Raw genomic sequence first — 19,291 nt, 5'->3', positions numbered from 1 at the left:
GATAATACAAACTCGCCTTATCACTTTTTAGTTACCTTCTATTTCATTTTAAAATTTTCAATAATTTTATCCACAATAACTTGAGCTAACTTCTCTTTGCTTTCCATAGTCCAACCAGCAATATGTGGCGTAAGAATAACATTATCAGACTCTAATAGATATCTAAATGCTTCAGGAAGATTATCATCTGTAAAAAAATCTTCGAACGATGACTTTTCATATTCCAGAACATCTAATCCCGCCCCAAGTATTTTTCCTGATTTCAAAGCTTTTACCAAATCATCTGTAACTACACTTCTGCCTCGTGCTGTATTCAATAACCAAAATGAATTTGAAAACTTGTTGATGAAATCCGTATTTACCATATTCATTGTCAATGGAGTTTGAGGTGTATGCAAACTTACTACTTCTGCCTGACTAAAAAACTCTTCCAGTGAAACTTGTGTAGCATTTTCATCTCCCACATTGGGTTTTATATCATAACAAATCACTTTACAATCAAATCCTCTTAATTTTTTCGCAAAAGATTTCCCCATATTCCCATAACCGATGATTCCCACTGTCTTGTAATCCAATTCCCAGCCTCGATTTTCCTCACGTAGCCACTTTCCTTGCTCAATTTCCTTATTTACTTTTTTGAATTTATTAAGCAACGCCAACAACATTCCTAAAGTGTGTTCTCCTACAGCATTTCGGTTTCCTTCAGGAGAAGAAATTAACATAATTCCCTCACTATCAGCAAACTCACAATCAATATTTTCCAATCCTGCTCCTACTCTTCCTATAAATTTCAGGTTTGTAGCCTTCTGTATAAAACTTTTGTCAATCGAAAACCGACTTCGAATTATTATTCCATCATACAAATGTATTTTCGATTCGATTTCAGCTTTGGAACTTGTATAATCTTCATAATTTTCAAATCCATTTTCTGCAAGTTGAGAAATCATCAATGGATGATTTGTATCCAAATGAAGTATTTTCATATCTTGTATCTTTAAAACTTTTTAATATCAAATTTTATATTTCCTGTACCTTTCCACATTCATCTCTCTGTCTATCAGCTTATTTTCATAAACCATTTCATAAAGATTTTTTGCTACAAAAGGAGCATTCATTACACCACGTGTGCCTAAACCATTCAAAATCCACATATTATCATAATCAGGATGTTTTCCAACCAACGGACGACGGTCAGCAACTGTTGGGCGAACAGAGGCTTCTTGCTCTACGATTTCATATGTACAGGAAATCAATTTATTGAGTTTTTCCAACAACTCATTTTTTGCTTTTTCAGTGATTGTATCACTCAAATCTTCCCATTCGTATGTTGCTCCTATTTTATAAAAATTATCTCCAATTGGTAAGATTACACCATCACTTTTTACAATCTCCTCAAGACACAAATCGGGTGCATAAAACGTTAAAGTTTCTCCCTTGCAAGGTTTCATTGGTAGATAATTGAAATACGGATTTTTTACAATTCCATAACCTTCACAAAAAACGATATTTTTAGCAGAAATAGTCTGATAATCTATCTTATATGTGCTTACTTTCAACTCCTCATAATTAAATCTCCTTTGGTGAAATATGCTTTCATCTTTCCACAGCTTTGTACACTCTTGTAGGTAAGTTTTTACATCCAACCTACCTGTTTGGAGTACTTTTCCAAATCCGAAAGGAGCTTGAATGTGCCTATTTTTTTCCGAAATTATTTCAGAACTCAAATACGAGGAAAGAACTTGCTTATCAGAGGCAAAAAACCAATTATTTTGCTCTTCTACTGAAGCAAATTTTCTCAGAATAGGAATTGGGATTATAATTTTTTTATTGATTTTTTTCTCGATTTCATCATAAAAAGAATCCAACAAATCCATTTGCTCATTAGCTCTCCAAACAGGCGTAAATCGCTTCAAAACAACAGGATTATAAACACCTCCAGCAACTAAACTCGCAATCTGAGAATTATCAGTAATAATGCAGAATGATTTGTTATTTTTCTCCAAGATGTTCGCAAAAGTGACTCCTGCCAAACCAGCCCCAACAATGATAAAATCAAACATATACAAATTAATAAAATTGTACGCAAAAATAATCTATATTTCTACAATAAAAAACTGTTTTAAAACAATTACTTGCTTTAAAACAGTTATATAAATATTCTGTGAATTTAAATTAGTTTGCCCACATATCTTGCTCTTTATCACGAACAGATTCTTTAATCTTATCCGATTCCAAAAGCTGGAAGAGTGAATTATCAGGCAGATAGTCTCTAATTTTCCTGTCACCATATACATTGGCTTCCTTGTAAACTACTGCACTAAACAATCTCGCATTTAGCAAGTGATCGAAGGACATTGGTCTTGCGTTGTTCTTTCGGTTAAACGTCTTTGCCTCGTGCAAAATTTCTCTTGCCTGTGGATAAAACACCCAGAACAATTCTACCAATCTATTTTGAGCATCCTCAGAGTCAACATAATGTACGTCCGGAGCTACAGGAGCAATTCCCAATAAACGATACTTTAACTCTCCTTGTCGTTTGTCAAAATACCAAAGACCTCTGATACGATATTGAACTATATCTCCTGCAGTCAAATCCCTCTTGGCTATGTTCACAGGGTCAATTGCTTCTCCAGCATTCAATTGGTCGTAACCTGCTGACAATGTGTCGATTTTAGATAGGGCACCGCTTAGCTGATCATATGTTCTTTTTTCTGTAAAATAAGAATCAGCATAGGTGTCTTTCAATCTTCCATTCTTCATATTCTTTACCAAAACGTCATACAAAGAACGTCTGTACTTATCAACGTCCATCGTATCGGTAGGAAATAGAAGTGGAAAATTCATTCTCTCATTTAAGTCAATGATTTCCCAGACTTCCACAGACCAAAGGATATCCCTATCATCTACATATCCATAAGGCAATGGTTTGTCGTTATCTGACTCTATTTGGGCTTCACTTTTCTGTCCAATTTCCTCAACTTCCTTTGCATTCAAAATATTAAATTGAGCAAAAGACATTTGACACGCAAAAATCGCAACAGCTAATAAGCCTATATTTTTCCAGTTAAACATAATAATACAATTTCTAATTTGTTATTTCAACATTTATAGGAATAACGGTTGGCATTTTATAATCCGAATTTCCTACAATAGCAGCTTTTACATCGAATATATTAACTATATCCCCTTTTCTTGCTCTATTTAAAGCATTTCTCACTTGGTCATTCATTTTATTTCCTTGTACAGAAATTGTAGGCTGTCCAGGAATTGAAACTTTGAATGAAGTAATTCTTGTATTCAAGTCAAAATCGAAATCCTCAAACTTCGCTGTTATAGTAGCAGCACCTAAGTTCGATTTTGGCAATTTAACACTCTCTACTTGTCCTCCAATCGAAGCCAACGGACGAGGGATATTTTTAATTCTGAACAATCTTGAAGAACTAAATTTTTGCCCGTCTATCTCTCCTGAAACATTGATTGTTACTTCCCTACCAGTACCAGGATTCATCACCCAACCATTACCACTTCTGCTTAAACCTGCACCAGAAGCTGAAATTTTATTGTTTGGCACTCCTGGCATTGAAATCGTAATCGGGTTAGAAACTCCTCGATAAACTACGTTCATTTTGTCAGCAGAAATAACTGCGGAGTTAGGTTTCGGAATAGTCGAAAACGATTGCTCAACAGGAACAGAAATTCTTTCACCATCTTGGTCAAAATGCAGACTACCTGTGATTTTGTGCTCACCCGCATTTCCTGCACCTATGTTTAGTTTTACACGACCATCTTCAATCGTATAATCAGAAGGTGACAATGCACGTCCATCCAATTTCAATTCAACAGAATTGGGACGTGTAGAAGCATCTTTCCTACCTAATACAATCGCTCCATCAAATTTTTCACCTTGATAGTATGCACCTTTTGATTGCTCAAGCAAGGTTGTATAATTTGTCATTGAAACTTGTTGTTTCAAATTTCCTTCCATCAACATACCATAGAACTCTTGAGCGTTTGTTCTAATATCAGATTGCATCATAGAGAATTTAGCCAAAGAAGCGATGTAAGGAAATCCCTCAAAGTTGTAATTCAACCATTTTTTCTTAACTCCATCTTTATCCTTAACATCTTCCGTACTAAAATTAGCCTTCACTTTTTCAGCCAAAGAAGCATATTTAGGATTATCTCCTAAGATAGCCAAAAATTTGTTTCTGTAGTTGTCTATATTTTCAACAAATTCTTTTCCACCTTTAGCATATCCCTCTCCCAAAAAGAATAATTCATCAGTATGTTGAGATTTATCCATAGCCTGATAGTCTCTTTCTGCTGGGGCTTTGTCTTGCTGACCAATTTCCTCATTTAATCCATCCTTAATTTTCTGAATATATTCATAGAAATCATCAGACAAAGCTTTAACCTCCTTTGCTTTATCGTAATCTGCTTGATATTTTTCAGGATTTTCCTTTGCGTTATTATTCAAAGCATCAATAACTGCATCATTGGTAGCTTTCGCTCTCACGTTTGACGCTTCAAACTTCTCATTGACTAATCCGAATGCATTTAAAACTTCTTTACCCATATTTAATGCAAGCATTGCGATAAAGACTAAATACATAAGGTTAATCATCCTCTGTCTGGGACTTAATTTTCCTCCTGCCATAGTACTATTTTTTTAAGTTATTAATTAAAAAACTAAATTATTTCCCCATAGCAGACAGCATTCCCCCATAAACTGTATTCAACGATTTCAAGTTGTTCTTGAAAGACAACATTTGCTCATTCAAAGAGTTCAAATTATCTACAACTCCAGCTTGAGCAGTAACTTGATTTTCTGTTCTTTCTAATTGTAATTTGTAAAGACTGTTTAACGATTCCAACTGAGTAGCAGCCAATGAAAGCTCTTCTCCATATTTGTGAGTAGCAGCCATTGAATTAGCAACTGGAGTAATTTCTTTCGCAGCACCTGCAAAATTCTCAATTGATTTACCTAATGTACGCATCAAATTAGCATCAACCTTAGCTTCTGCCAAGATACCATCTAATTTCTCAGACAAAGATTCTTTAAGTAGTTTATCCTCTTTTTCTTGAACAGGAGCTGACTTTGCAACTCCTTGACGAGCCATACCTCCAGCTAATTCAGGATAAACCAATGACCAATCGTATTCTTCTTCAACTGGTTCAAAAGCAGCTATGAAGAATATAATTGCTTCTGTAATAAGCCCAACAGCTAACAAAACAGTTCCGTTAAGAGGTCCAAAACTCCAGTGAGTTAACTTAAATAATGCACCAAGAATTACAACTGATGCTCCAAGACTGTAAACTGCGTTGAAGATTTTTTTTCTTCCTTTATTCCCTTTTGCCATAAGATTAAGTATTTAAATGTTTATTTAATTATATTTTTGTTTACTAAATTGACCGGTTATTATCTAAAACCTCTCACTCCTTTGCTTTGTGCTCCTTCACTAACCCCCATAAAGTCCTGAACCGTTCTAAATCCAATGTAACTACGAGCAGAATCCTGATACTCAAAATCACGAGTATTAACTTGTAACATATATGCTACATCTTTCCAAGAACCTCCTCTGATTACCTTGCGTTTATTCTTTTCATCAATAACACTTGGATTCATTGTTGACATATATTCATACGAATTCGGGTCATACGAAGTATTTGTCCATTCAGATACGTTACCCGCCATATTATAGAGATTGTATCCGTTAGGCTCGTAAGACTTAGCTTCAACAGTGTACAATGCATTATCTGAGGCATAGTCACCACGTAACGGCTTAAAGTTTGCTAAGAAACAACCTCTATCATCCGTCGTATAAGGTCCTCCCCAAGGATATGTACCTCCCTCAAGACCTCCTCTGGCGGCATACTCCCACTCAGACTCAATAGGCAAACGAAAAGCATTAACTTCATCTTGCCCTTTAGCTTTTTGATACGTATTTTTATTTAAAGTTCTCCACTCACAAAATGCCTTTGCCTGCATCCAATTAACACCAACTACAGGATAATCACCGTAAGCTTCGTGCCAAAAATACTGATTATGCATTGGCTCATTGTACGAATAATTGAAATCACGAACCCAAACCGTTGTATCAGGATATACTTTTATAAGTTCTTCTTTAAAGAAATCTTTTCTGTTGCCTTTGGCACGAGCAGCTTTCTCCATATCTAGCCACTGATACTTGAAAACAAACTTCTCAACATCCATAATGCGCTTACCATTGTAAGATTCCTCCTCTGGCAGATACATTTTATCCATTACCTCGGAATAGTACTCATCTGGAAACTTCTTGGTATCCCAAATTAATTGCACTTTTCTGTTTAACTTACGCTTACGTTCATCTCCATAAGTATTCTGCAAGTACTGTTCGTATGCACTCATATTTTCAGTATTTGCATCCAGATAAGCATAGTCCCCTATGCCTCCTCCCCCTTGAGATTGCCCCGTTTCGTCAGCCAATTCCGCGAGATTTGTTCGGATTATGGAATCACGCACCCAATTAACAAACTGACGATACTCGCTGTTTGTAATTTCTGTTTCATCCATATAAAACGAACCCACACTAACTGTTTTGACAGGTGCATTTAAGCTTCCTGCTTTATCGTCGTCGGAGCTCCCCATAATAAAAGATCCACTTGGAATAAGGGTCATTCCATAAGGTCTCGGTTGTTTCCAACTCTTTCCTTTAACGCCTACAAGTTCTCCTTTGTTATCTCCACCACGGCCGCACGCATAAACTACAGTAAGCATTAGTAGCATTACAAATATTTTCCTTGCCATAAACATTATTTAAATTCACATTATTTCAGGTTGCAAACGTATATAATTATTTTGAAACCTGCAATAACTATTCATTTTTATTTAATATTGTCGAATTAAGTTTAACACTATATTTAGAATTCTTTAATACTAATCCCTACCATATCTAAATTTTTTTTCAGGATTAAAAACCAGCACTACAAACTATTTTTCAACAATAAAGCAGTTTTTATTAACAAAAAAATGAGCAAGAAATAACGAATATCTTTTCTTTGTAAATTTAACTTTTTCTCAGAAAAGATATTCAGAAAAACATCTTTCATTTTTAGTTATTTTTGCTCAAATCACTTGAAATTTTTACTATTTTAACTCCTTAATCCCTACATTCCAAAGAATGAATGACTGCATATCGGCAGCTTGTTCTATAATTTTACTTATTGGAGTTCCTGCTCCATGTCCCGCATTAGTTTCAATACGGATAAGTGTCGGGTTACTTCCTGTTTGTTTGCTTTGCAATTCTGCTGCAAACTTAAAACTATGTGCGGGAACAACACGATCATCGTGATCACCAGTAGTTACCATCGTAGCGGGATACGTAACACCTTCTTTAACATTGTGAATAGGAGAGTATCCTTTCAAATATTCGAACATTTCTTTGCTGTCGTTAGCTGTACCATAATCATACGCCCAACCAGCACCCGCTGTAAATGTATGATAACGAAGCATATCCAAAACACCAACAGCAGGTAACGCTACTCTAAATAATTCTGGACGTTGTGTCATCGTTGCTCCAACCAATAGCCCTCCGTTGGAACCTCCGTGAATTGCTAAAAAGTCAGAAGATGTATATTTCTCAGCGATTAAATATTCTGCAGCCGCTATGAAATCATCAAAAACGTTTTGTTTTTGCATTTTTGTACCCGCATCGTGCCATTTTTTACCATACTCGCCACCGCCTCGCAGATTTGCTACCGCATAAACACCTCCATTTTCCAACCACACAGCGTTTGAAGTATTAAAAGAAGGCGTCAAACTCACGTTAAATCCTCCATAACCATACAAAATAGTAGGATTTTTTCCGTCTAACTTAGTTCCTTTCTTGTAGGTAATAATCATTGGAACTTTTGTACCATCTTTTGATGTGTAAAAAACTTGCTTGGATTCGTAATCTTCTGATTTCAAATCGATTTTAGGTTCCCAATACAAATCGTACTTACCAGAATCTAAATCCATTTTATAGATTTTACCTGGTGTATTGTAATTTGTAAATGAAAAATAAGTCTCTTTATCTTCTTCTTTTGCAGAAAGTCCTCCAGTTGAACCTACTCCAGGCAACTCTACCTCACGGATTAGTTTTCCATCGTAATCGTATTGCTTTACTTTTGAAACAGCGTCAACAATATACTTAGCAAAAATGTAATCCCCTGCCGAAGAAACAGACAAAACATTCTCAGTTTCAGGAATCACATCTTTCCAATTTTCAGGCTTAGGATTTGAAAAATCTACACTTACCAAACGTTTGTTTGGAGCGTTTAGATTCGTAACTAGAAACAATTTTGAACCCTTATTATTTACCACTTGTGTATCATTGTTGAAATCTTCCGTGATAGCGACAAAATCAGATTTTGGATTTCTCAAGTCTTTCACAAATAGCTTGTTACCAGAAGTAGAGTTTGCTCCTGAAATAAACAAATAATTCTTATCATCAGAAACGTACCCTGAAACATAACGATATTTTTGCTCTGGCGTTCCTCCAAAAATTAGTTTATCCTCCTTTTGTGAAGTCCCTAATTTGTGGTAATATAACTTATGTGTGTCTGTTTTCGCAGAAAGTTCGCTTCCTTTGGGCTTGTCATAACTTGAGTAATAGAAACCATCATTTCCATTCCACGAAGCTCCGCTAAATTTGATGTCCACTAACGTATCACCTACAATCTCTTTATTTTGGGTTTTCATTACAATGAGTTTACGCCAGTCGCTTCCTCCTTCTGAAATTAAGTAGGCTACCAAAGACCCATCTTCTGAAAAACTAACCCCTCCCAACGAAGTGGTTCCATCTTTTGAAAATTCATTAGGATTGAGAAATACTTCCTCTTTTCCGTCTTTATCTCTGCGATAGAGTACACTCTGATTTTGCAATCCATCATTTTTATAGTAATAGGTATATTCTCCTTCTTTAAAAGGAGCTCCTATTTTTTCGTAATTCCATAACTTTTCCAAACGTTTTTTAATTGTTTCTCTGTATGGAATTTGTGCTAAATACCCAAAAGTAACTTCATTTTGAGCTTTAACCCAGTTAGCAGTTTCCTCGCTTCGGTCATCTTCCAACCAACGATAAGGGTCTTTTACTTCTGTACCAAAGTAAACGTCTACACTATCCACTTTTTTAGTTTCAGGATATGTAACTTTAACAGCTTCTGATTGTTGCGTCTTTTGACAAGCCACCATCAAAAGTAAACATCCTAAAGGAATTATTCTTTTTTGCATAGTCTTTCTTAATTTGTAAATTCTATTTATTTGATTACGATATTATTTTTCATAATACACTCAACACATCTTCCTTTGATAACAAATTCATTTGCAGAAAGTTTTGTTACTTTTTGAATATTGTTTTTCAATCTGTTATCAAAAAAATGAATATTCTTGATACTTGGTAATTCTCCTTTTTCAATGATATATCCTGCCCAATTACGATTGTCCACAAAAAAACACTTTTCTACGAAAACATCCGACACAAAACTTCTTTCTGCTCCTGTATAAATCAATATTCCCGAGTTTTCATTACTATCAAAAATAGAATTCTTAATTACAACATTTGAAACAGTATCTGCAGCATTTGGTTCTATATCAACTCCTGCTTGTGGGGGAATTCCATTGGTTTGCGAAAATACACAATGATTGATTGTTACCTTATGAGCTGCTGTTATGGACACTCCTTGCCTACGATTATTTACACTTTTGACTTTCTCTAAAATGATATTTTCACTTCTATTGCGATTTTTACCAATATAAATTCCATCTCCCCAGCAATCTCTAACTGAAACATTCTCAATGACAATATTTTTTCCATCATAAATACCTATTCCCATTCCCCATTCTCCTCTATTACCAATGTGAATATTTCTATCTCCTTTTATAGTTCCCCCTACAACTTTGACGTTCTCTACATTTTTTATATATAGAATATCGTATCGTTCACTTGTGTTTGCTTTAGCTTCTAAGATGGTGTTTGCTTTAGCTTCTAAGATGGCATTTGCTGCTAATTGCAATGTGACGTTACTACGAATTACCAGAGATTGTTTTGCATCAATAAGATAAGTACCTTCGGGAATGTACACAACTCCGCCTCCTTTTTTAGAAGCTTCATTAATTGCATTTTGAATAGCCTCTGTATCATCTTCATTATCATTACCTGTAGCTCCAAACTTAGTTATATTAATCATATTAGAATCCTCTTGTAAAAGCTCCTTTTCACTACAGGAAATAAAAACAAACAGTAGAATCCAAAATTGCTTTATATTTGCCATACAACAATTTTTGCAACGAAGGTATTAATTTTTTATTTGAAAAACAAAAAAGAGTTACATCAGATAACTATTTTTCCGTTTCCAAATTATCCTTCCTGTTCACAGAAGTGAAGTAAACTTAATCCTAAACAACAGAAGCACTAAAGTTAAACTTTGGCTTTTTTGACATTTCCACGTGATACGTATTATATTGAAAGGAGAAATATTTTATTCTCAGTTTTTAAATTTTACATACCTTTGCCCTATGTTTTTAGCTGATATAAATTCACCTGATGACTTACGTAAAATCCCAAAAGAAGAGCTTCCTTCTCTGGCAAGGAAAGTGCGTGAATTTATCATTGACGTGGTTTCTGAAAAAGGAGGACACTTAGGAGCAAGTTTGGGCGTGGTAGAACTTACCATTGCCCTACACTATGTTTTCAACACTCCTGATGACAAACTTGTTTGGGACGTGGGACATCAAGCGTATGCTCATAAAATACTGACAAACAGAAAAAAGCAATTCCACACCAATCGAGAGTTTGGAGGAATTAGCGGATTTCCAAAAATTGATGAAAGTCCATACGATGCTTTTGGCACAGGGCATTCATCTACTTCAATATCAGCTATTTTAGGAATGGCCATCGCTTCTACTTTACAAGGAAATCCTCACCGAAATCATATCGCTGTTATTGGCGATGCTTCTATCGTGAGTGGAATGGCTTTCGAGGCGATGAACCACGCAGGAACAACTCAAGCCAATGTACTTATCATATTGAATGACAACGCAATAGGAATTGACCCTTCGGTCGGAGCTTTGAAAGATTATCTTGCTAAAATGAAATCTGAAAAAGGAAAGAATGAAACTTTTTTCAATAATCTGAATATTAAATACAAAGGAGTAATTGACGGACATAACCTTACTGAGCTAATAGATGCGTTTGAGATTCTTAAAAATGAACAAGGTGTAAAACTATTACACGTAATTACCACCAAAGGAAAAGGACTTGAAAAGGCTGAAAAAGAACAAATTACATACCACGCACCGAGAAGATTTGACAAAATCACAGGAGAACAATTATCGGAAGACAGCTCTCTTCCTGCAAAATATCAAGATATTTTTGGATTAACAATCAATGAGTTAGCTCAACAAAATCAAAAAATTGTAGCCATCACACCAGCAATGCCAAGCGGCAGTTCACTCACTTTTATGCAAAAATCTTTTCCTGAACGCGTCTTCGACGTAGGAATTGCTGAGCAACACGCAGTTACATTTTCTGCAGGATTAGCTTTGGAAGGTTTCATTCCTTTTTGTGTTATATATTCTACATTTCTGCAACGTGCCTATGACCAACTAATTCACGATGTAGCTTTACAAAATATTCCTGTAATTATCTGTATTGACCGTGCAGGATTGGTAGGAGAAGATGGTCCCACACATCACGGAGTATTTGATATGGCTTTTTTACGGCCTATTCCCAATTTAGTAATTGCTTCTCCACGAAATGCTTCTCAGCTTAGGAATTTGCTATACACGGCACAACTTGGCGTAAATTTTCCTTTTGTAATTCGCTATCCAAGAGGAAGATGTAATGAAATGGATTGGCAACAGCCTTTTCAGGAAATTAAAATTGGTACAGCAGAACAACTCAAAGAAGGTTCAAAATATGCTATACTAAGCATCGGAAATATTTCAGATAATGTTACAAAAGCAATACATTTGTTAAAAAATCCTGAAGATTATGCTCATTTTGACATACGTTTCTTAAAACCTTTGGACGAATCACTTTTACACACTATTTTTGCGACCTATAAAATCATATTTACCATTGAAGAAGGTTCGGAAAAAGGTGGTTTCGGAAGTGCCATTGCTGAGTTTGCTTCTAAAAACGGGTATAACAAACCATTAAAAATCATAGGCATACCTGACCAGTTCATTCCTCACGGAAGCATTGATGAATTACAAAAAATGATTGCTTTAGACGATATATCAATCAGTAAAATATTTAATAATCAAGATATTTAAATCCCGAAAAATCAGTATATAAATGAAGAAAATCGCATTACTATTACTCATTACAGTTATTACAGGTCTCACAACAATCTCTGCACAGATTCGTCGTGCAAAGGGTGTGGAATTACCTGCAAAAGTAGATACCATCAGGGTACAAGAAAATGAAGAGGCTTTAAAATTTACATTCAATCGCTTCAACAAAGCTCAGGAAAAGTGGTTCAAATTCAATCAACTAAATCTAAATCTTAGTGAAGTAGCTTTTTCAAATTGGAGTGCTGGGGGTGAAAATTCTATTTCAGCATTACTAAACGCGAAATTTCGTCGCAGGTATTCCGAGCGTACTTATTTCTGGGACAATGAATTGGAAATAAATTATGGAGTAAACGCCCAAAAAGGGAGGGAACCTCGCAAAACAGACGACAAATTGTCATTAATTTCTGCTTTAGGTTATCGAGGAAATGCTCAATCTTTTTGGTATTACACGGCTCGTTTTCAATTTCTTACTCAATTTAGTAATGGTTATTCATATCCCAATACAGAAAAACCTATTTCCAAACTTTTGGCTCCCGCTTATGTTTACTTAGGATTGGGGGTTGAATATGCTCCTAAAAAAAACAGATTCAATCTTTTCCTTTCTCCACTAACAATGAAAACAACTCTGGTTTTGGATAAAAACTTAGCTGACCAAGGTTTTTTTGGTGTTGAAGGAGCTGTATATGCCTCTGATGGAAGAAAAATTAAATCTGGAAAAAAATCGAATTCCGAACTTGGTTTCTCTATTTCAGGAAGATGGAATGAAAAAATTGCAGAAAATATTCGTTTGGAAAATATTTTCAACTTCTATGGAGATTATCTTAAAAACTTTGGAAATATTGATTTAGACTGGGAAGCAAACCTTAACTTCAAAGTCAATAGCTATGTACAAGCCAGAATTGGGCTACATATAAAATACGACGATGATGTAAAATTCTATTCATACAAGGACACTAACGGACAAACACACAAATACGGAGCAAGAACTCAATTGAAGCAAGTTTTAGGAATTGGGCTTTCGTACACTTTTTAAATTCAGGAATCATATTCTTGAGTCTTAACTGGAAAATCACTAAACTGAAAAATGTTTTTAGAAAATACTACAAATCATTCGGAAAAATTTGGCTGGATAGAAGTTATCTGTGGCTCAATGTTTTCCGGAAAAACGGAAGAATTAATTCGAAGGCTTCGACGGGCACAATTTGCAAAGCAAAAAGTAGAAATTTTTAAACCTGCATTCGACACTCGTTATGACGAAGGAAAAGTAGTTTCGCATAATTCCAACGAAATTCAATCAACCCCTGTTCCTGCAGCTACAAATATTTTGCTCTTAGCCGATGGTTGTGACGTTGTAGGCATTGATGAAGCTCAATTTTTTGATGACGAAATTGTGAATGTTTGCAATGATTTAGCTAACAGAGGTATGCGTGTAATCGTTGCTGGGTTGGATATGGATTACAAAGGAAAGCCTTTTGGTCCTATGCCTGCGTTAATGGCTACCGCCGAATATGTGACTAAAGTACACGCTGTTTGCACACGTACTGGCAACTTAGCTCATTTCAGTTACAGAAAATCTGACGATGAGAATCTGTATATGTTAGGAGAGCAAGATTCTTACGAGCCTTTAAGTAGAGCCGCATTTTTTAAAGCAATGAAAAATAAGTAAAATAAAAAACTAAAAAATCAATCTAATACACTAAATAATATATTTTGCCTATGGAATTTTTATTTACCGCTGATGCCATCGTAGCATTACTTACTTTAACTTTTCTGGAGATAGTTCTGGGGATAGATAATGTTATTTTTATTTCAATTGTAACAGGAAAACTTCCTGAACAACAACGTAAAAAAGCCACTCGATTGGGTCTTTTTTTGGCAATGTTTATGCGTATTGCCTTACTTTTCAGTATCTCACTGCTTGTTCAACTCAAAGAGCCTTGGATAAGTTTCGATTGGGGTTGGTTCAAGGCAGCCTTCAACGGACAGGCACTCATTTTGTTGGTGGGAGGTATTTTCTTACTGTATAAATCTACCAAAGAAATTCATTCAAAAGTAAATCATATTGACCACGTTACCGACTCAAAAGAAGCAGAAAAATCAAGAGGCGCTTCTTTCAGTAATATCATCGCTCAAATTCTGATAATAGACCTCATTTTCTCGGTAGATAGTATCCTAACGGCTGTGGGAATGACCAATGGATTGGAAGGTGCGTTGTACATTATGATTACAGCTGTAGTAATTTCTGTAGGAGTTATGATTCTGTTTGCAAATCCTGTTGGAAGTTTTGTAAATCGCAATCCTTCCATTCAAATTTTGGCACTTGCCTTTTTGATTTTGATTGGATTTATGCTTATCACGGAAAGTATGCACTTATCACACGCTGTACTTGCAGGGCAAGAAGTGGGAGCCGTTCCAAAAGGATATTTGTATTTCGCAATTGCCTTCTCGTTAGGAGTTGAGTTTCTGAATATGCGAATGCGTAAAAAATCAAATTAAGACAAATTTTTTCAGTGTATGAAAGGCTCAGAAATTTTAATTTCTGAACCTTTCTACTTATTTATTATATTGAACGTACTTTGCTAACTCTTTCAAAAAGAAATTATGAAATTCTTCCGTTTTCAGGCTAAAAGTGGCTTTGATTTTGTCCAAAAAAACATCCAAATCATCGCCTGAATCCAATAACTCAAATAGTTTTTCTTTGCCGTGATGTTCCAAAATGGTATGGCACAACAAAGCAGCAAAAGCATAATGAAAGTCTATATCTGTTTTAACAAACAGATTGTCATTTGTTTCAATAATTTGGTAAATATCAATATCCGTTTGTTGCAAAAATGAATATAATTCTCGCATAATTTGAGGAAAATAGAGTCCTCCTGAACCACCAAAATAGACAGCTATCCCTTCATCAAGATATGAATTTTCGTTTTTTGCCTTTTGGCGAGTGTACAGGCGTACTACTTCGTGTGGATAATAAGCCGTGCCATTGCCCGAAAAAATAACTTTTAAATAAGGAAAAGCCACACCTCCTTTTTCGCGCCCTACCCTCATATCTGTATCAAAATCAAAACCTCTCAAGAGTTTTTGCTCGAAATAATTATCAAAAATAAAACACGAAAAATCAATTTCGGGCAGCTCAAAAAACTCCGCCATTTGCTTGTTAAATTTCAAGGCTTTTTTCACATCTTCTTTACGGAAAAGTTTCGAGTTTTTGTAATAAAATGTCAGATTTTTAATTTTTCTTTTTGTAAATTTATCAAACTGATTATCAAACATATTTTCGAACTGATAATCTTTATTTACCAAAAAATTGTAAGTAGCCAATATTTTATCATCTTCTGGAGTATTTCCCATCCAAGCCACTCGGATTTGATATTTTCCATCAATATATAACATTGATAAAATGGTGGGGGTGTAACTCCCTATGTTTGCCTTTTCTTCTATAAAATATAAATCTCCTCCTCTAACGTCTATTTCCTCTCCATTGTATTTCCAAAAGGTTGCTCTATCTTGATAAGAAAGATTCTTAGAAAAATATGCATCTATGAGTGATAAAATAATTTCTTGTTCCTCACGTTTATCCTCATAAAAAAGATAGGGACTATTGAGTTGTATATTCTCATAACTATATTGCTTTTGTGCAAAACAAAGGAAAGGAAACAGAAAAATGAAAATATTCTTTCGCATACATTGTGTTTTTTTAAGCTGACAAATATATTCAAAAACCATCAACAAAGAAATTCCATAAAAAATAATTCTGTAAGAAATTCTACTTGTTACAAAAAAGAATATATTTGCATCAAATTTGGCAAAGATTTTGCTGAGAATAGAAAGTAACTTTTAAAAACACAAAACATTATGATGGGATATTATGTTATTCTTGGTTTATTTGGTTTGATTAGTATGGCTGTAAGTTGGCAGTTAAAGCGAAAATTTCAGCATTATTCAAATGTTCGTTTACGCAACAATATGTCAGGTGCTGAGATTGCCGAAAAAATGCTACACGACCACGGAATTTATGACGTTAAGGTTATTTCAACTCCAGGTATGCTTACGGACCATTACAACCCAATGAATAAAACCGTAAACTTAAGCGATGTTGTTTATAATGAGAGAAATGCAGCCGCAGCCGCAGTAGCAGCACACGAATGCGGACACGCCGTGCAACACGCTCAAGCATATAAGTGGCTTACAATGCGGTCAAAATTAGTGCCTCTTGTTAGTATTTCCTCAAATTTATCAACTTGGGTAATTATTGGAGGATTAGCACTTATGGCTGCTTCCAAATTCGGAATTTATGTAGCTATTGCGGGACTTATTATGTCTGCTCTTGCTACACTATTCAGCTTTATCACATTACCTGTTGAGTATGACGCAAGTAACAGAGCTTTAGCGTGGCTTAAAAACAAAAATATGGTTTCTCAGGAAGAATACAAAGGAGCTGAAGACTCACTGAAATGGGCAGCTCGTACCTACTTAGTAGCCGCTTTAGGTTCTTTAGCAACACTTATTTACTGGGCTTTGAAAGTTTTTGCCTCTTCAAGGGATTAATATTAATACAATTTTCATAAAAATAAAAGGCTACTTTTCAGTAAAGTAGCCTTTTATTATTTGTGTATTACAAGCTCACTATCATTTCTTTTCCGCTTCCAACAACCACTTCTTTTCCGTTGATGTTCAGTTGTAAAGATGTTCCTTCGAGCGAAAGTTTTGTTTCTTTTGGTGACACTGAAACTTTAAGGATTTGTCCTCGGAAATTCACTTTAAACGAATAACTTTTCCATTGCGATGGAATTTGCGGATTCAGATGTAACATTCCGTTTCGCATACGCAAACCACCAAAGCCTTCCACGATGCTCATCCACGTTCCTGCCATTGAGGTAATGTGTAATCCTTCGTGAACTTCTTTGTTGTAATCGTCCAAATCGAGGCGAGAAGTACGCAAATAGAACGTGTAAGCGTGTTCCATTCTTCCTAGTGAAGCCGCCAAAATGCTATGGACGCACGGAGAAAGTGACGATTCGTGTACCGTAAAAGGTTCGTAAAAATCGTAATGACGAGCCAATTCTTCCTTCGTGAAATGGTCTTCAAAGAAGTAGAAGCCTTGTAATGTATCAGCTTGTTTGATGTAAGGCGAACGCAAAATTCTGTCCCACGACCAATGCTGATTGATAGGACGTTCTTTTTTATCCAACTCTGCCACCGTGATGAGTTCTTTATCCAAAAAGCCATCTTGTTGCAGATAAATATTCAACTCTTCCGAATACGGATAATACATATTTTCGGCAACCGCTAACCATTGCTCTATTTCGTTTTCGGAAAGATTGGTTTTCTTCCAAACTCGCTCAAAATCATTACTATAAGAAGTTTTCACTTTATCCAAACATTCCTTAGCATATTTGATACACCATTGAGCGATGTAGTTCGTATAGAAATTGTTATTGATATTATTTTCGTATTCGTTAGGACCTGTTACTCCGAGAATTACGTATTTATTCTTATCCTTTGAAAAGGTCGCTCTTTGGTGCCAGAAACGTGCAATTCCGATAAGAACTTCCAAGCCCATTTCAGGAACGTACGCAAAGTCATTCGTGTAACGCACATAATTGTAAATCGCAAACGCAATAGCTCCGTTGCGGTGGATTTCCTCAAAGGTGATTTCCCACTCGTTGTGACATTCTTCGCCATTCATCGTTACCATTGGGTAGAGCGCTGCTCCATTTTTGAAACCTAATTTTTCAGCATTTTCGATGGCTTTCCCTAATTGGTCATATCTATATTTCAACAAATTACGAGCCACTTCGGCGTTTTTGGTCGCCATATAGAACGGCAAACAATAGGCTTCGGTATCCCAATAGGTACTTCCTCCATATTTTTCACCTGTAAATCCTTTCGGACCAATATTCAAACGAGCATCTTTACCCGAATACGTTTGATTGAGTTGGAAAATATTGAAACGAATTGCTTGTTGTGCTTTGACATCGCCTTCGATAGTGATATCCGCCATTTGCCAAACATCAGCCCAATCTTCTTTCTGTTTTTTCAATAATTCGTTGAAGCCTAAAGCAGTAATTTTCAGCAATAATTGCTCCGTTTCTTCAATCAATTTTTCTTTCGGATGATTGAATGAAGTTACATATCCTGCATACTTTTCAAATTGAGCGGTTTGATTTTTCTCTGCCGAAGTTTCATATACGAAACCGATGTAGTTCTCTTTTTGATTTACCTTTTGAATGTTAGAAACTACGCCATTTACTTCCAACCGATTTTCCATAAAGGTACAAACACGAAAAGCTGTCTTCTTGGTTTCCGCCACGATAAAGGCTCTGTTTCCTACTTGATTGACATCGAGTGTATTCCAGAATTTTTCTTCCCAGTTTGTATCGTGATTTTCAATAGAGCTATCCAGATACGACTCAAACGTAATAGTAGCTTTTTCGGCAAGAGGAGTAACCTCATAACGAATTACGCCCACTTCATCGTATTGCAGTGAAAGAAAACGAGTTACGTTTACCTGAATTTCCATTCCGCTTGGGAGTGTCACCACAAATGAACGCGTGTAAACCCCCTCTTTCATATTTAGTACGCGTTTGAAATTTCTGACCGATTTACACGTATTCAAATCCAATTCTTCTCCGTTGATTTTCACACGAATACCTATCCAACTTGGAGCGTTTAACACTTTGGCAAAATACTCCGGATAGCCGTTTTTCCACCAACCTACTTTGGTTTTATCGGGATAATAAACCCCTCCGATATAACTTCCTTGAAAGGTTTTTCCTGAGTAATGTTCCTCGAAATTAGCACGTTGCCCCATCGCTCCGTTACCCAAACTGAACAAACTTTCGGACTGCATAACGCGGTCTTTTTCAAATCCTTCTTCTATGATGCACCAATTATCCGGCACGATATAATCTTGATTCATTCTATGTATGATTTTATTTTTTATTTAATTCTTATAAAATATTTATTTTT

Annotated in this window: 15 protein-coding genes; 5 read left to right on the top strand and 10 right to left on the bottom strand. The window is 35.6% G+C overall.

All coding sequences use genetic code 11. From position 1 onward, the window contains the following. Nucleotides 1-38: 38 nt before the first annotated feature. From CGC48_RS06390 to CGC48_RS06355, 8 genes are all read right to left on the bottom strand, one after another. A complete protein-coding gene (locus tag CGC48_RS06390; protein WP_098028914.1) occupies nt 39-983 on the bottom strand; it encodes a 2-hydroxyacid dehydrogenase in 945 nt (314 codons plus the stop codon). A 27-nt stretch (nt 984-1,010) separates the two neighbouring features. Beyond that, nucleotides 1,011-2,060, bottom strand: a complete 1,050-nt coding sequence (locus CGC48_RS06385; RefSeq protein ID WP_098028913.1) for an NAD(P)/FAD-dependent oxidoreductase — start codon at nt 2,058-2,060, stop codon at nt 1,011-1,013. Nucleotides 2,061-2,172: 112 nt separating this feature from the next. Further along, nucleotides 2,173-3,072 carry a type IX secretion system ring subunit PorN/GldN gene (porN, locus tag CGC48_RS06380; protein WP_098028912.1) on the bottom strand — a complete coding sequence of 300 codons (900 nt, stop codon included), beginning with the start codon at nt 3,070-3,072 and terminating at the stop codon, nt 2,173-2,175. 13 nt (nt 3,073-3,085) lie between these two features. Beyond that, nucleotides 3,086-4,657: a type IX secretion system motor protein PorM/GldM gene (gene porM, locus CGC48_RS06375; RefSeq protein ID WP_098028911.1), complete on the bottom strand. Its 1,572-nt coding sequence runs from the start codon at nt 4,655-4,657 to the stop codon at nt 3,086-3,088. 37 nt (nt 4,658-4,694) lie between these two features. Further along, nucleotides 4,695-5,360, bottom strand: coding sequence for a type IX secretion system motor protein PorL/GldL (porL, locus tag CGC48_RS06370; RefSeq protein ID WP_018278290.1), 666 nt, complete (start codon nt 5,358-5,360; stop codon nt 4,695-4,697). 59 nt (nt 5,361-5,419) lie between these two features. Next, nucleotides 5,420-6,793 (bottom strand): T9SS ring complex lipoprotein PorK/GldK, encoded by a 1,374-nt coding sequence (gene porK, locus CGC48_RS06365; protein WP_041994020.1) that lies wholly within the window; start codon nt 6,791-6,793, stop codon nt 5,420-5,422. A 333-nt stretch (nt 6,794-7,126) separates the two neighbouring features. Then, complete coding sequence (locus CGC48_RS06360) at nt 7,127-9,253, bottom strand: prolyl oligopeptidase family serine peptidase (protein WP_098028910.1); 2,127 nt, start codon at nt 9,251-9,253, stop codon at nt 7,127-7,129. A 26-nt stretch (nt 9,254-9,279) separates the two neighbouring features. Beyond that, on the bottom strand, nt 9,280-10,293 hold the full coding sequence (locus tag CGC48_RS06355; RefSeq protein ID WP_098028909.1) for a glycosyl hydrolase family 28-related protein: 1,014 nt from the start codon (nt 10,291-10,293) through the stop codon (nt 9,280-9,282). Nucleotides 10,294-10,537: 244 nt separating this feature from the next. Between CGC48_RS06355 and CGC48_RS06350 the strand changes: the two genes are divergently transcribed. Genes CGC48_RS06350 through CGC48_RS06335 form a run of 4 tightly spaced genes read left to right on the top strand, consistent with a single transcriptional unit; the run spans nt 10,538 to nt 14,815 of the window. After that, nucleotides 10,538-12,298, top strand: a complete 1,761-nt coding sequence (locus CGC48_RS06350; RefSeq protein ID WP_098028908.1) for a 1-deoxy-D-xylulose-5-phosphate synthase — start codon at nt 10,538-10,540, stop codon at nt 12,296-12,298. 22 nt (nt 12,299-12,320) lie between these two features. Then, a complete protein-coding gene (locus tag CGC48_RS06345) occupies nt 12,321-13,352 on the top strand; it encodes a DUF3078 domain-containing protein (protein WP_098028907.1) in 1,032 nt (343 codons plus the stop codon). Nucleotides 13,353-13,403: 51 nt separating this feature from the next. Next, on the top strand, nt 13,404-13,985 hold the full coding sequence (locus CGC48_RS06340) for a thymidine kinase (protein WP_041990886.1): 582 nt from the start codon (nt 13,404-13,406) through the stop codon (nt 13,983-13,985). A 50-nt stretch (nt 13,986-14,035) separates the two neighbouring features. After that, entirely contained in the window at nt 14,036-14,815 is a 780-nt protein-coding gene (locus CGC48_RS06335; RefSeq protein WP_018278283.1) for a TerC family protein, read from the top strand. 57 nt (nt 14,816-14,872) lie between these two features. Here CGC48_RS06335 and CGC48_RS06330 read toward each other — a convergent pair whose 3' ends face one another. Continuing rightward, nucleotides 14,873-16,003, bottom strand: coding sequence for a hypothetical protein (locus CGC48_RS06330; RefSeq protein ID WP_157909877.1), 1,131 nt, complete (start codon nt 16,001-16,003; stop codon nt 14,873-14,875). A gap of 171 nt (nt 16,004-16,174) precedes the next feature. On the opposite strand from CGC48_RS06330, the gene CGC48_RS06325 reads away from it, so the two are divergent. Then, nucleotides 16,175-16,867 carry a zinc metallopeptidase gene (locus CGC48_RS06325; protein ID WP_026193703.1) on the top strand — a complete coding sequence of 231 codons (693 nt, stop codon included), beginning with the start codon at nt 16,175-16,177 and terminating at the stop codon, nt 16,865-16,867. Between the two features lie 67 nt (nt 16,868-16,934). On the opposite strand, the gene CGC48_RS06320 is transcribed toward CGC48_RS06325, so the two are convergent. Further along, the gene (locus CGC48_RS06320; RefSeq protein WP_098028905.1) at nt 16,935-19,241 is read right to left on the bottom strand and encodes a glycoside hydrolase family 65 protein; all 2,307 of its coding nucleotides are present in this window, start codon (nt 19,239-19,241) and stop codon (nt 16,935-16,937) included. Nucleotides 19,242-19,291: the final 50 nt, after the last annotated feature.

The organism is Capnocytophaga cynodegmi, from assembly GCF_002302475.1.
Taxonomy (GTDB): domain Bacteria; phylum Bacteroidota; class Bacteroidia; order Flavobacteriales; family Flavobacteriaceae; genus Capnocytophaga; species Capnocytophaga cynodegmi.
Note: the sequence above shows the minus strand (reverse complement) of the source record. Positions and strands in the feature narration are given on the sequence as shown.